This is a genomic window from Mucilaginibacter sp. KACC 22773, from assembly GCF_028736215.1.
In the GTDB taxonomy this organism is placed as follows: Bacteria; Bacteroidota; Bacteroidia; order Sphingobacteriales; family Sphingobacteriaceae; genus Mucilaginibacter.
On sequence record NZ_CP117883.1, the window covers coordinates 1,048,623 to 1,061,318 of the forward strand.

Consider the following 12,696-nt stretch of genomic DNA (forward strand, 5'->3'; position numbering starts at 1 on the left):
TCGAATGATGAAGGAAAAACTTCGATGTTGGATATTCAAAATTCGTTATTCGATATTACATTCCCTTCTTTCTTACTACTTTTACCGCAACCAATACGGTTTACATGAGTAATACCTTTAACCGCCCCATCCGAGTTCTTGTTGCCAAGGTAGGGCTCGACGGTCACGACCGTGGCGCACGCATCATAGCTACTTCGCTGCGCGATGCCGGCATGGAAGTAATTTATACCGGTTTGCGTCAAACGCCCGAGATGGTGGTGAATACCGCCCTGCAGGAGGATGTTGATGCTATCGGTATCTCTATATTATCCGGCGCGCACATGACGGTTTTTCCAAAGATATTAAAGCTGATTAAAGAAAAACAGATGGATGACGTGCTGGTTACCGGCGGAGGCATTATCCCAAGCGACGATATGATTGCGCTGAAAGAGCAGGGGGTAGGCGAGCTTTTTCCGCCCGGAACAAGCACGCAGGATATTGTAAAATATATAACCGATTGGGTGCATCAGCACCGCAATTTTTAAATAATTATACCAATGGGATTTGAAAACATATTAACAGAAACGAAAGATAGAATACAGTATGTTACTATTAATCGTGAAAGTAAGCTCAATGCCCTTAATAAGGCTACTCTCGCCGAACTGCATGCCGTGTTTTTTAATGCTTTTAATGAGCCTGCTGTCGGCGGTATTATTATAACCGGTGCCGGGGCTAAGGCCTTTGCTGCCGGTGCCGACATTAGCGAATTTGCCGATTTGGATGTTGCCAATGGAACCGCTCTTGCCCGTGATAACCAAACCCTGGTGTTTGATTTGATAGCCAATGGCAACAAACCTGTTATTGCGGCTATAAATGGATTTGCCTTGGGCGGCGGATTGGAAATGGCTATGGCTTGCCACATTAGGATAGCTGCCGAGACTGCCAAAATGGGTTTGCCCGAAGTAACGCTTGGCCTTATACCCGGCTACGGCGGTACGCAGCGCCTTACTCAATTAATAGGCAAAGGCAAAGCGCTGGAGATGATATTAACCGCTGATATGATTACAGCTGCCGATGCATTGCAATATGGCCTGGTTACCCATGTAGTTAGCCAGGAAACCTTGTTAGCAAAAGCCGAAGAGTTGATGTTGAAAATTATATCAAGGGCCCCGCTGGCCCTTGCGTCTGCTATTCACGCCGTAAATTCAGGATTAACCGATGGTGTTAACGGCTATGAAACAGAGATAGAAGAGTTTGGCAAATGCTTTGGCACCGAAGATTTTAAAGAAGGGGTAGCCGCATTTTTACAGAAACGTAAGGCGGAGTTTAAGGGAAGATAATTATTGAATTTGAATTATTGAATTATTGAATTATTGAATTATTGAATTATTGAATTATTGAATTATTGAATTATTGAATTATTGAATTATTGAATTATTGAATTATTGAATTATTGAATTATTGAATTATCAGATCCTAAAAATCAAAATCCAAAAAAATCTGATAAATCCGACGAATCGTGGTTCAGACAAGTGCATTAGGGATCGTCGCGGATACCGGCCAAAGTGGCTAAGGCCTGTGTAGTATGAGCACAGAGCCTGGGCCGTAGGCAATGCCCGGAAAAAGAATCGAGCGGTTAGAATCAGAATTAAGAACGCAGTTTAATTTAATTTTTTTCGCAATTGCGGCATTTTACGCAGAAAATACCTTTCGATCGCACTAAATCCCATGTTAAGCCAGTGTTAATTCTGACATTGAAACAGCAATTGTCAAGCTATTTTACAGTATCCTGACCATTGTACTGTATTGGTCAAAAAATAAATTATTGTCAATCAAACGGTTAAATACTCATGACTTTTGGATGAAAAATCATATGTGTTTTGGTGCTTTAATTTGCCCTGTGTTTAAAACAAAACAAAATCAAAACACAACAATGGTTATGAAAAATTCATTCAAAATTTCAGCTTTAATTTTAGCTTTTGCCGGCTTAGGTCTTGGCGCATCAGCTCAAACAACAACACCTACTACCACAACAACTTCTACTACAACAACCACCCCGGGTGGCATTCGTTACAGCATTGGCGTTGATGCGGGTATTCCTGTAGGCAACTTTAAAGATAATTACAAATGGAACTTAGGCGGATCGGTACAGGCAGATATTCCGGTTTACAAACAACAGTTATTTGTAACTATTAACGCAGGATACAACAATGTTTTTGGCAAAAAGAATGTTGGTGGTGTTGCTGCCAATGATGTTACCGATTTTAAATTGCTACCAGTAAAAGCCGGTTTAAAATTCTTCCCTATCGAAAATTTTTATGTACAGGGTGAAGCAGGTGCGGCTTTTTTGCTAAACAAATCTGATCTTGGCGCCAACAAATCAACCGCTTTTGTTTATGCTCCACAAATTGGTGTTCAGTTCCCGGTAAGCAAAACCAGCTTTATTGATGCTGGCGTGCGTTACGAAGCAACCACCAAATATGCCACTGGTGTTGATGCAAGCAAAGTGAATTTTATAGGTGTACGGGTAGCATACGGTTTTTAATATCGACTCTACTTTTACCTAAAAAAGCAAAAAGAGGCGGCCGGTTATGGTCGCCTCTTTTTGCTTTTTGTGGATATTTTTTTAACCAATGTGACAACTATAATTCAATAAAATCGTACAAATAGCTACATTGTTTGTAATTTAACGCCTTTAATACATTTTACCACTGTAGTAACCGATATGAAAAAAATCCTCATCATTGATGATGAAGTTAATGTAGCCTTACTGCTATCTAAATTTTTAATCCGCAACGGCTTTGATGTAAGCACCGCATCAAGTGGTACAGGCGGAATGGAAGCCCTTAAAGTTGGCGATTATAACCTGGTACTGTGCGATTTCAGGCTGGAAGATACCGATGGGCGGGAAATGCTCCGCAATATTAAAACACAATATCCAAAAACCGGCGTAATTATTATAACCGGCTACTCGGATATAAAAATGGCTGTTGAGCTTATAAAAATGGGTGCCTATGATTATATTACCAAGCCCCTATATCCTGATGAAATTTTAAATACCATCAACAAAGCGTTTGAAACACATTATGCTTTAGTTGAGGCCACCGAAAATACTACAGGAACTGTTAACGCCGACAAATCAAAAAGCAAAGAGGCTAAAAAGCAAGTATTCGCCAGTGAATTTGTGGCCGGTACCAGCAAGGCATCAAAAGAATTGCTGAGGCAAATTGAGTTGGTGGCGCCAACTAATTACAGCGTAATTATTTTAGGCGAAAGCGGTACCGGTAAAGAATCGGTTGCTAAAAGCATCCACCTGAATAGTCCGCGCCATAATCAGCCTTTTATTGCTATGGATTGCGGTTCGTTAACCAAAGAACTGGCAGCCAGCGAATTTTTTGGGCACGAGAAGGGTTCGTTCACCGGTGCTTTGTATACCAAAATAGGCCACTTTGAAATGGCAAACGGGGGCACTTTGTTTTTGGATGAGGTAGGCAACTTATCATACGAGATACAGGCCGCCCTGTTGCGCACAGTACAGGAGCGCAAGGTTAAACGGATTGGCAGCACAAAGGAGATTGATCTTGATGTGCGCATCATTATAGCCACTAATGAAAACCTGCAAGATGGTATAAGCAAGGGTAAATTCAGGGAAGATTTATACCACCGCTTTAATGAGTTTACCATTTACATGCCGCCACTGCGGGATCGTGGTGCTGATATCATGTCGTTGGCCGAACATTTTTTAAGGATAGCCGCAAATGAATTGGGCCGTAATGTGGAGTCATTTGCGCCCGAAGTTATTGATTGCTTTATGAACTACCGCTGGCCGGGTAACATCCGCGAGCTTAAAAACGTGATAAGGCGGGCCGCATTACTGGCCGAGGACAACGAGATTACCATGAAGGCCCTGCCGCTGGAAATCTCGAACTTTAAAATGCCGTCGTTTGAATACCCGGTTCATTCTGCGCCGTTGCCTTTTGATGCGCCAGAGGCTAAAGAAAACAGGCATGATTTAAAAAATGCCGCGCTTGAGGCCGAGTATGAGACCATCATCCGCGTTTTACGGGAAGTAAACTTTAATAAAACCAGGGCAGCCGAGATATTAAAGATTGACAGGAAAACCCTGTATAATAAAATGAAGGCTATCAACCTAAAGTAATACGATGGATTTGCATGAACAGGAAAAGGATAGCGAAGATGACCAGCTGCGCAAGCTGAAACACGATATTAGAAACCAGCTTTCAAACGTGCACCTGGCATTGGAACAACTAAAGTACGAATTGCCGGATATAAACGAGGAGTGTTTGTTTTATATAGAAATGATTGACACAAGTGCCAAAAAGATAAACGAGTTGTTAAATGGTGCGGAGTAGGCAAATTACGGCCAAATTACTTTTCAAAACGCTGAAACTTTTTAGCGTTTTTTTTGTCTCAGAAATGAACGGAATCAAGAACCCAAAAGCCGGAAATGACACAGTTTGCGATTTCGCTTTCTTGATTCTAATATCTTGATTCTTATCACTAATGTCAATTTTTAACTACAAACAACGCAACAATATTATCCTGGCCAGTATTATAGTGCTGGGATGTTTTTTGCTGTATGCGCTTAGTGGCTTATTCAGTAGTATACTTGGCGCTATTGTATTGTATGTTATTTTCAGGCCGCTGTATGTGAACCTGGCGGAGAAGCGTGAATGGCCTAAATCGCTGGTGGCGCTTCTCATTATTTTTACTTCGTTAATCATTATTGTTATTCCCTTCCTTATCCTGAGCATCATGGTAGTAGGAAAAATATCCAGCATTAATATTAAAGACTTACCCATTGATCAATGGACTACAAAAATTGACGCTTTTGCTGCCGCTAACCTTAACCAGCCCCATTTTGCCGAAGAAACGCTGCAAAAATTAGGCTCATTTGGTACCAGCCTGTTCCCATCTATACTTAGCAGCGCGGCAAGCATTATACTTACCTTGTTGGTTTTGTATTTTATTTTATATTTTATGCTTACACAAATGCGCGAGTTTGAAGCGGGTTTGTTAAAATACGCACCATTCAGAGAACAGCACGCATTAAAATTTGCAGCCGCCCTACGCGATTCTACCTATTCAAACGTTTTAGGACAAGGGATCATAGCTGTTACCCAGGGCGCGCTGCTGGCCAATGGTTTTTTAATATTCGGCATTCCCGACCCGGTTTTTTGGGGGGTTATAGCCATATTTATTTCGTTTTTGCCGGTAGTAGGTGCGCCTACATTATGTATACCGGCAAGTATTTTGTTATTTGCACAGGGGCATAACTGGCAGGGTGTTGCATTGCTGGCTTATGGTTTATTATTTATAGGCAACGTTGATAATTTTTTAAGGATGATTATCAACAAACGGGTGGCCAATACGCACCCCATTATATCCATCATTGGCGTGTTTATAGGGTTGCCGCTTTTTGGAATATTAGGCCTGGTTTTTGGTCCGCTTTTATTATCTTATTTTTTATTATTGCTGGAGATATATGAAACTAACCGTATGGCTGCCGACAGGCTTGAACGGATTAACACAGCAGCAGAAAACTGACAGCCATTGAACAGTTTTGTAAACACAGAACAAAAAAATAACTGACAAAAAAGCCATTTACACGCAATTAGTATACAAATAACACAATTAATGATATTTGGCAAGGTATTGGTATTAATGAATCAAATGTTCAACTTTAAATTTATATTACAATGAATGATAACACAAAAGTAGTTGTTGCATTGCTTGCGGGCTTGGCAGCAGGGGCAGCTTTAGGCATTTTATTTGCACCCGATAAAGGTGACGAAACTCGCGATAAGCTTACGGAATCATTAAAAAACCTTGGCGATTCGATTAAAGAAACCGCCGCGGCCGAAATTGACAACCTGGTTGGCCTGAAAGACAAAGTGGTTGGAAACATTAAATCAAAAATCCGCGGTGCCGAAGAAGAGTACCAGGACGATTTGGAACATGCATAATTTTAAATAGCCCGGATAATTCATATTATTGAGTTATCCGGGATTATAAAATTAGTAAACAAACAACCTATGGAAGCCGAAAAAGAAACACCACCACCATTACCACCAATTATTGATCAGTTAAGGGAATACGCCGAAACACGGTTTAAGCTTTTAAAATATGAGGCTATTGAAAATGGCACTTCCATTTTGGCAAGTGTTATTACCGATGTTGTTGTGGTATTAGGTATGGTGCTCTTCTTCATATTCGCCAGCCTTACTTTAGCGTTTTACCTGGCCGATTTATGGAACTCCAATTGGATGGGCTTTGGATGCGTTGCCCTTATTTATTTAATTATTGCCATCATTATTAAGTTGAATAAAAGCCGTATAGAAAAACCACTGGCCAATATTTTTATTCAAAAAATATTTAAAAGGTAAACATCATGAGCTACCAGATAAGAAGTATAAACGATTTGCAGGACGAGATATTCAGGCTCAAGACACTGGAGAGCCATCAAAGCGCGGCTTTAAAGGCGCGGGTGAGCAGCCCCTCTGCCATATTTTCATCTGTTATGTCGTTGTTTCCGCGTTCGGTTGATAGCGATGGTGTTCGTAGTCCCGGCCTTTTTCATCCGGATATTATAAACCTGGTATCAAGGTTTGTAATTCCGCTTACTTTAAATAAAACGCTGTTTAGAAATTCAAATTTCCTGGTTAAAACATTGGTGGGGCTGGTGTCGCAAAAGGCATCCAACTATGTTAATGAAGATTCTGTTTCGGGTATTTGGGGTACTGTAAAAGGTCTTTTTGAAAAGTTTACCAAAAAGAAAAGCAAGGACGAGTACAAGCCCGAACCCTATAAAAAGCCAGTCGCCGGGCCGGTAGTTTAATGCTATTTTAAACCCCACCCTGCTCAATTAGCAGAAAAAGTTATTTTTGCACTTTATTTTATAAAGTGGGAAAAGATAAGTTAAAACGATTTGCAGAGATTGATACCTTTAGCAATGTATTACAATTGGATGCAGGCAAACCTTTTAAAGGGGAGTGGAGCAAAGGTTTTTTTAATAATGACAACCCGGTAGTTTTAGAGCTGGCCTGCGGCAAAGGCGAATACACGGTAAACCTGGCCCAGCTTTTTCCTGATAAAAATTTTATTGGTATTGATTATAAAGGCAACCGCATTTGGCGTGGTGCAAAAACGGCTATCGAAGATGGCGTTTCTAATGTTGCTTTCTTACGCATCCAGATAGAAAACCTGCTTGATTATTTTGCCGATGGCGAAGTAGACGAAATCTGGATTACCTTTCCCGACCCGCAGCCGCAACTAAGCCGCGAGAAAAAACGGTTAACCTCTCCGCGGTTTTTAGATAAATATATCAGGATCCTGAAACCATCCGGCTGCGTAAACCTTAAAACCGATAACGACGGCCTGCATGCTTACACGGCCGAAAAGATTGAAGAGCTGAAACTAAAACTACACATCCGCACCGAAGATCTTTATCATTCGCCTTATGCCGATGATGTGCTATCGATAAAAACCTATTACGAAAAAAAATATTTGAAGGATAACAAGAACATTAATTATCTTAAGTTTTCGTTTGAGTAACACATGAAGGCTAAAAGCTTAAAGCGAAAGGCCTAAAGCCTTGAAAGCCAAAATCTGTCAATAATAACACCAGGTGATTTAAAGCTTTTAGCCTTAAGCATCCGGCCCTAAGCTTTTAAAATGGATGATATTAACTTTTTTGATAAAGTATACCAGGTTGCAAGACTAATACCTAAAGGCAGAGTAACGTCATATGGGGCTATCGCCGCCTATTTAGGTACCAAAGGATCATCGCGTATGGTGGGCTATGCGATGCAGGCGGCAGGCAGGGCCAATCCGCCGGTACCCGCGCACCGGGTTGTAAACAGGCAGGGCTTGCTTACCGCCAAGTTTCATTTCGGGGGTAATACCATGCAGGAGATGTTGGAAAGCGAAGGCGTAAAAGTAACTGACGACCAGGTGCAGGATTTTAAAAATGTGTATTGGGATCCAAATATTGAGTTGGCGTTATAGGTTAATGGTTTGAATTATAGTGTAATAGAGATACAGTATGGTAAAAAGCTCTATAAAAGGTATTATAATTGCCATTACAGGATGGTTTTTACCCCTCAACCATTTGTAAGTTAACCAGCAAATTCCGACTGGAATAATGATGCTAAATATAAAGGCAAACATGATCAGTGTGAAATCGAATTTGGCTTGTCTGAAACTGTGACTCATAACAATATTATTTAAGCATCTCTAATAATTCTATCCTGTTACCAAATGGGTCGATAAAAGAAAACCGTTCCCTGCCGGGGATTACGGGTTCTTCCATAAATTCTACTTCATAACTTTTTAAATGTTCACGTGCTGCTGCAATATTGGTCACCTCAAAGGCATTGTGCCTTGAGGTGCGTGGCATGGCCTCCTCGGTACTCAAATGCAGCTGGATATTGGCAATATTAAACCAATAACCTTTCGACCTGAACTTAGGCCGCTCAATTTGCTCAAGACCTATAATATCGGCATAAAAAATCCGTGCTTCCTCCAATCACTCGGCAGGTACAACAATCTGGAAATGGTCGGCACGTTTAAAGTTAATCATCGGATATTCAGAAACAAAACTACTTATTCAACACAGCACGGCGATATGGGCAGTTCCTGCCTCACCTTATTAATTGGTATATGCTTATCGATGTGGCGTTACGAAAAACAATCAAAAGTCGGCTAAAAATTGCAAACAACAAATGGCCTTAAAAAAAATGGCCTTTATTTTGCTTTGGTTAAAATATCTACTTAAAACTAAATATTATGGCAAAGTATTCAGAAAAAGCAGGTGAAAAAGTTGAGAAAACCATGCACGAAATGAAAGAGGGGAAACTTAAAAGCGGCAGCGGTAAAAAAGTGACCAGCAAGAAACAGGCCGTAGCTATTGGTTTATCAGAAGCCCGTAAGGAAGGCGCAAAGGTGCCTAAAAAGAAAAGCTGATATTTAAAAGTAACAAAGCCACCGGCTGTAATAATCGATGGCTTTGTTACTTTTAATTGATAAAAATATCTACTTAAAATCGGTAGCTATCCAACTGGCCAGGTTGCCTTCTTTATTAATCTCTATCAGTTTTTCAACGTCATCATCCTTTTTATGAGATTCTTCCATGCTGTATTTGGATAGCATGGCTCTTAATGCTACCAGATTGGCCGTGTTTTTATCAAAATCGGTTTTATGTTGTAATGCAAATTTGGCGTACTGTGAAGTATAGGTAAACAACAGCTCGGGATTAAGATCACTGAGGTCATTTACGGCCTTATTGATGGATACGGAAACGCTGTGCGAGCCTTGTACCCAGGCTAAGATAAATAAGCGGGCGGCCTGCCTTTTTTCGCGTTTGTCTTTCCAGCCGGTTTGTTGCAGCCAGTCGGCTGTGTTTATTACCTGCTGCTCGTACATGTCAAAGTCGGCATCGGTTTGCAGTTCGTAATGCATGGGCACATCATATTTTTGTGCGGTTGCCGTAAGGCAAAAGATAGTTAATGTTATACTAAGTGTTAAAATGTATTTCATGTGTTATTTGTTATTAAGCAGGCTATACTGAAAGTTCAGCAAGTCTTTTTTTATTTCGAAATTCCTTTTGGCTACTGCCGATATATATGCACCTACCCCTTTGTTAAAAATGCCGATGGCCTCATTATCGTATTTAGGTTCATAATAATAAATCCACTTTGATGCCAGGTATTTATCTGCAGCTTCAAGTTGCTCCTCATCCATAAAGGCGCGGGTTTCTTCATCGGCTATTACAACCGCTATCCTTGGCTTCAGTGTGCGTTCAAAATTATAAACTTCGGTTAAAGTAGCGTTAATATTGTCGGCTGTCATGGTGTTGTACACCCGGTTAAAAACCAACATGGTTTTATTGTACAAATCATAATCCTGTACGGCATCGGCCTGGTATTTAAATAGCCTGTTGTATTTAACGGCAAGTAAATCGCGGGCTTCGCCGGTATTACTGTTGTTGTAAAAGAAGATGAAAATATTTTTGTCCAAACTTTCCAGCTTTTTAACGGATTCGTGCCGTTCATGATCAATAAGTCCGCTTACTGTTTGCGCCTCGTTCTTTATGTATTTATTGCCTTTGTAATCAAAGGTTTTAATATCGTTTTGGGCAGTTATAAGTGTATTTAATGTGCTAATATCCTGCTCCATTCTTTCGATGTTTTTTGGCAGGCTGCAATTGGCATCGGTAAACAATTCCTCAAAAGTAAAAGTTGTATCTGTAACCATGTTAATTGCATCTTCCACGTCAAACCGGGTTATCCCACGACCATCATAGTAGCCTTTATATGCCTCGTTAAATGAGTTTTGGCTAATAGCGTTATAAAAATCAGCTTTAAAACCTTCCAGGTTGATAACGGAAAAATCCTTGTTTAGTTTTGCCCCGGCATAAATCTCGTCGGTAAGCAGTATCTGCAGCTGTTCGGGATTAGTAAATATCACCCAGGCGGACTCGTTAACTACAGGTGCATTCAAGTTGATAATTGTTAATGCAGCTCCCCGGTCCTCGTTTGACGGATGCGACGACCATTGGTCATTAATAATCACCTCGCTGGTTTCGCCAATGTTGGTATGCTTATCAATTATTGGCAGCCCTATGCTATCGGCTTTAAGCCCATGGTTGGCCGCATAATGACTGATCATTTCCAACTGTTGCGGATAAAAATTTTGTGACCGTTTGTTTTCTGCCAATTGGCTATTCCAGTAATTTAACAGGCCGCTGTAACATAGCTGCCCAACTTCAATCCGTTTTAACGATGATATGGCATGGTTTGAACCGCTTACGTAGGCTGCCATGGCATCGGCATGAAATTCCATTTCGCGCGATAAGCCCATATATGTTTTATTAAGCACCACATATATCTTTTTAAGGATGTTTTGCATGCCCATCACCAGTTGGATATTGATCCAGGCAAACAGCCGGAATATGCTGTGAACGCGGGCAAAGCCGTTTAAAAGCTTGCCGTAACCATCATTGTCATACAACATGTTGTATATAACCTTGTTAAGGTTATATACGTAGCTGCCAAACTTCATGCTTCGTTGCGAAAAATGGCCAAACTCATGCGCCATAATTGCCTTAAACTCCGATAAGTTAATGGAGTTTACCAACCCGAGGCCAATTTTAAGGTTCTTTTTAACCGGAAAAAACATGCTCCAAAAGCTGGAATCGTAAAATACACCGGCGTTTACGTCGGCCGAAATAAATATCCGTTTTGGAAAAGGCGCCTGCGCCTCGTCCGTTAGTTGTTTAATAAATGCAAAAAGCGCAGGCTGATCGTCCGGAGTTATCTCCATCATATCTGAATGGTCGGCAGGCGTACTTTTAAAAAGAAACTTGATGGTAAAAAATACCAGCATCAACCCCGATCCCATTAAAGCAACTCCGGCTATCAATCCCATAAATGACGACAGCCCGGATATGATAACTACGCCCAAAGCGATAAATGCCCCTGCAATGGCAACGGCACCCAGGAGTAGTAAAAGGTAGGTAAGTATAAAAAGAAATATTGCACCGATGGATTTGTAAACCTGTTTGGTAAAAGCCCGCGACGGCTTTAAAATGCCTTTATCGGCATGTACAGGCATCGGCGGAAATGTAAAGGCACTTGTGCTCATTTAGTTTTAGTAAATGAATCCATAATATCCATTAAAACAACGGCCTCGTCAATAGAGCAGGGGTTAGGGCCCTCGTTTTTAAAGTAAGCCACAATTTTTTCGATCATGGGTTGCTGTATGTGTTGCGGGTGTTTAAAAGTTACGGTTTCATCTTCGGTATCCGTTTTCCAGCTCACATAATTGCCAAAAAACGGGAAAGTTATTTTCCCTTTTGTGCCGATGACCTCGCAGGTATCGGTTGCTAAACTTTCGGCAACATTAAAGCACCAGGAGCCATTAACTACCACTTTGTTTTTAAACTGAATTTGGCCGCAAACATGGTCATCAGCCGGTGTTGATGCCGATTGGTTGAGCGAGAAGCCATGATATTTTTCAGGCTCGCCAAAATAATATAACATCAGGTCTAACTGGTGCGGGGCAAGGTCATGAAAATAGCCACCGCCCGAAAACTCGGGCAGCACTCTCCAATTAGCTTCGCTTTCGGCAATCAGTTTTGGCTTACGGCTTTGCCACATCCTGATTTGTACTGTGCGCACTTCGCCAATTTTTTGTTTATCCAGCAAATCCTTCACCATTAAAAACATAGGTACGGCCCTGCGGTAATGTGCTACAGTGAGTTTTGCATTGCTTTGTTTTACGGCCGCAGCCATAGCCCTGGCTTCATCGGCATTACGGGTAACTGGTTTCTCCACATATACATTAAAACCCTTTTCTAAGGCAGCTAAAGCATACTCCAGGTGTGATGATGGGGGAGTAGCAATATAAATAGCATTTACGCCGGCTTCGGCCATCATTTTATCAGCGTCGCTGTACCATTTGCTCACCAGGTGGCGGCTGGCATAGTCGGCTGCTTTAACTGCATCGCGCCGCATAACGGCTATCAGATCGCTGTCGGCCACTTTTTTAAATGCCGGCCCGCTTTTAAGTTCGGTTACATTGCCGCAACCAATTATGCCCCAATTGATCATATTGCCCCCTCTGCCCCTCTAAATCTCCCCTAAAGGGGAGACTTTTAAGAAACTTGTATTTTTAATTAATTGATAATCTAACTAT

The 12,696-nt window shown here is 41.2% G+C and carries 16 protein-coding genes; 12 read left to right on the forward strand and 4 right to left on the reverse strand.

The genetic code is table 11. From position 1 onward, the window contains the following. The first annotated feature begins 104 nt into the window (after positions 1-104). From PQ469_RS04600 to PQ469_RS04650, 11 genes are all read left to right on the forward strand, one after another. Complete coding sequence (locus PQ469_RS04600) at positions 105-524, forward strand: cobalamin B12-binding domain-containing protein (RefSeq protein WP_274211892.1); 420 nt, start codon at positions 105-107, stop codon at positions 522-524. Between the two features lie 12 nt (positions 525-536). Next, on the forward strand, positions 537-1,319 hold the full coding sequence (locus PQ469_RS04605; RefSeq protein ID WP_274211893.1) for an enoyl-CoA hydratase-related protein: 783 nt from the start codon (positions 537-539) through the stop codon (positions 1,317-1,319). A gap of 599 nt (positions 1,320-1,918) precedes the next feature. Further along, positions 1,919-2,524, forward strand: coding sequence for a hypothetical protein (locus tag PQ469_RS04610; protein WP_090644027.1), 606 nt, complete (start codon positions 1,919-1,921; stop codon positions 2,522-2,524). A 180-nt stretch (positions 2,525-2,704) separates the two neighbouring features. Beyond that, entirely contained in the window at positions 2,705-4,138 is a 1,434-nt protein-coding gene (locus PQ469_RS04615) for a sigma-54-dependent transcriptional regulator (protein WP_274211894.1), read from the forward strand. A 4-nt stretch (positions 4,139-4,142) separates the two neighbouring features. Continuing rightward, positions 4,143-4,352, forward strand: a complete 210-nt coding sequence (locus PQ469_RS04620) for a hypothetical protein (protein WP_090643540.1) — start codon at positions 4,143-4,145, stop codon at positions 4,350-4,352. Positions 4,353-4,503: 151 nt separating this feature from the next. Beyond that, positions 4,504-5,547, forward strand: a complete 1,044-nt coding sequence (locus tag PQ469_RS04625; RefSeq protein WP_090643544.1) for an AI-2E family transporter — start codon at positions 4,504-4,506, stop codon at positions 5,545-5,547. Between the two features lie 152 nt (positions 5,548-5,699). Next, complete coding sequence (locus tag PQ469_RS04630; RefSeq protein ID WP_090643549.1) at positions 5,700-5,966, forward strand: YtxH domain-containing protein; 267 nt, start codon at positions 5,700-5,702, stop codon at positions 5,964-5,966. A gap of 69 nt (positions 5,967-6,035) precedes the next feature. Then, a complete protein-coding gene (locus tag PQ469_RS04635) occupies positions 6,036-6,386 on the forward strand; it encodes a phage holin family protein (RefSeq protein ID WP_090643554.1) in 351 nt (116 codons plus the stop codon). Between the two features lie 5 nt (positions 6,387-6,391). Continuing rightward, positions 6,392-6,838, forward strand: coding sequence for a hypothetical protein (locus PQ469_RS04640; RefSeq protein ID WP_090643558.1), 447 nt, complete (start codon positions 6,392-6,394; stop codon positions 6,836-6,838). A gap of 65 nt (positions 6,839-6,903) precedes the next feature. After that, on the forward strand, positions 6,904-7,554 hold the full coding sequence (gene trmB, locus PQ469_RS04645; RefSeq protein ID WP_274211895.1) for a tRNA (guanosine(46)-N7)-methyltransferase TrmB: 651 nt from the start codon (positions 6,904-6,906) through the stop codon (positions 7,552-7,554). 120 nt (positions 7,555-7,674) lie between these two features. Further along, positions 7,675-8,007: an MGMT family protein gene (locus PQ469_RS04650; protein ID WP_090643567.1), complete on the forward strand. Its 333-nt coding sequence runs from the start codon at positions 7,675-7,677 to the stop codon at positions 8,005-8,007. Between the two features lie 214 nt (positions 8,008-8,221). On the opposite strand, the gene PQ469_RS04655 is transcribed toward PQ469_RS04650, so the two are convergent. Next, positions 8,222-8,527: a VOC family protein gene (locus PQ469_RS04655; protein WP_274211896.1), complete on the reverse strand. Its 306-nt coding sequence runs from the start codon at positions 8,525-8,527 to the stop codon at positions 8,222-8,224. A 260-nt stretch (positions 8,528-8,787) separates the two neighbouring features. On the opposite strand from PQ469_RS04655, the gene PQ469_RS04660 reads away from it, so the two are divergent. Then, positions 8,788-8,964, forward strand: a complete 177-nt coding sequence (locus PQ469_RS04660) for a DUF6496 domain-containing protein (RefSeq protein WP_167516215.1) — start codon at positions 8,788-8,790, stop codon at positions 8,962-8,964. 69 nt (positions 8,965-9,033) lie between these two features. Here PQ469_RS04660 and PQ469_RS04665 read toward each other — a convergent pair whose 3' ends face one another. Genes PQ469_RS04665 through PQ469_RS04675 form a run of 3 tightly spaced genes read right to left on the reverse strand, consistent with a single transcriptional unit; the run spans position 9,034 to position 12,611 of the window. Beyond that, on the reverse strand, positions 9,034-9,537 hold the full coding sequence (locus PQ469_RS04665) for a hypothetical protein (RefSeq protein WP_274211897.1): 504 nt from the start codon (positions 9,535-9,537) through the stop codon (positions 9,034-9,036). A 3-nt stretch (positions 9,538-9,540) separates the two neighbouring features. Further along, on the reverse strand, positions 9,541-11,643 hold the full coding sequence (locus PQ469_RS04670; protein WP_274211898.1) for a M48 family metallopeptidase: 2,103 nt from the start codon (positions 11,641-11,643) through the stop codon (positions 9,541-9,543). Further along, the gene (locus PQ469_RS04675) at positions 11,640-12,611 is read right to left on the reverse strand and encodes a Gfo/Idh/MocA family protein (protein WP_274211899.1); all 972 of its coding nucleotides are present in this window, start codon (positions 12,609-12,611) and stop codon (positions 11,640-11,642) included. Before PQ469_RS04675 ends, PQ469_RS04670 begins: the two co-directional genes overlap by 4 nt. Positions 12,612-12,696 lie beyond the last annotated feature (85 nt).

Coding starts and splice junctions, on each gene's coding strand:
- PQ469_RS04600 (WP_274211892.1), top strand. CDS start 105: ATGAGTAATACCTTTAACCGCCCCATCCGAGTTCTTGTTGCCAAGGTA.
- PQ469_RS04605 (WP_274211893.1), top strand. CDS start 537: ATGGGATTTGAAAACATATTAACAGAAACGAAAGATAGAATACAGTAT.
- PQ469_RS04610 (WP_090644027.1), top strand. CDS start 1,919: ATGAAAAATTCATTCAAAATTTCAGCTTTAATTTTAGCTTTTGCCGGC.
- PQ469_RS04615 (WP_274211894.1), top strand. CDS start 2,705: ATGAAAAAAATCCTCATCATTGATGATGAAGTTAATGTAGCCTTACTG.
- PQ469_RS04620 (WP_090643540.1), top strand. CDS start 4,143: ATGGATTTGCATGAACAGGAAAAGGATAGCGAAGATGACCAGCTGCGC.
- PQ469_RS04625 (WP_090643544.1), top strand. CDS start 4,504: ATGTCAATTTTTAACTACAAACAACGCAACAATATTATCCTGGCCAGT.
- PQ469_RS04630 (WP_090643549.1), top strand. CDS start 5,700: ATGAATGATAACACAAAAGTAGTTGTTGCATTGCTTGCGGGCTTGGCA.
- PQ469_RS04635 (WP_090643554.1), top strand. CDS start 6,036: ATGGAAGCCGAAAAAGAAACACCACCACCATTACCACCAATTATTGAT.
- PQ469_RS04640 (WP_090643558.1), top strand. CDS start 6,392: ATGAGCTACCAGATAAGAAGTATAAACGATTTGCAGGACGAGATATTC.
- PQ469_RS04650 (WP_090643567.1), top strand. CDS start 7,675: ATGGATGATATTAACTTTTTTGATAAAGTATACCAGGTTGCAAGACTA.
- PQ469_RS04660 (WP_167516215.1), top strand. CDS start 8,788: ATGGCAAAGTATTCAGAAAAAGCAGGTGAAAAAGTTGAGAAAACCATG.
- PQ469_RS04665 (WP_274211897.1), bottom strand. CDS start 9,537: ATGAAATACATTTTAACACTTAGTATAACATTAACTATCTTTTGCCTT.
- PQ469_RS04670 (WP_274211898.1), bottom strand. CDS start 11,643: ATGAGCACAAGTGCCTTTACATTTCCGCCGATGCCTGTACATGCCGAT.
- PQ469_RS04675 (WP_274211899.1), bottom strand. CDS start 12,611: ATGATCAATTGGGGCATAATTGGTTGCGGCAATGTAACCGAACTTAAA.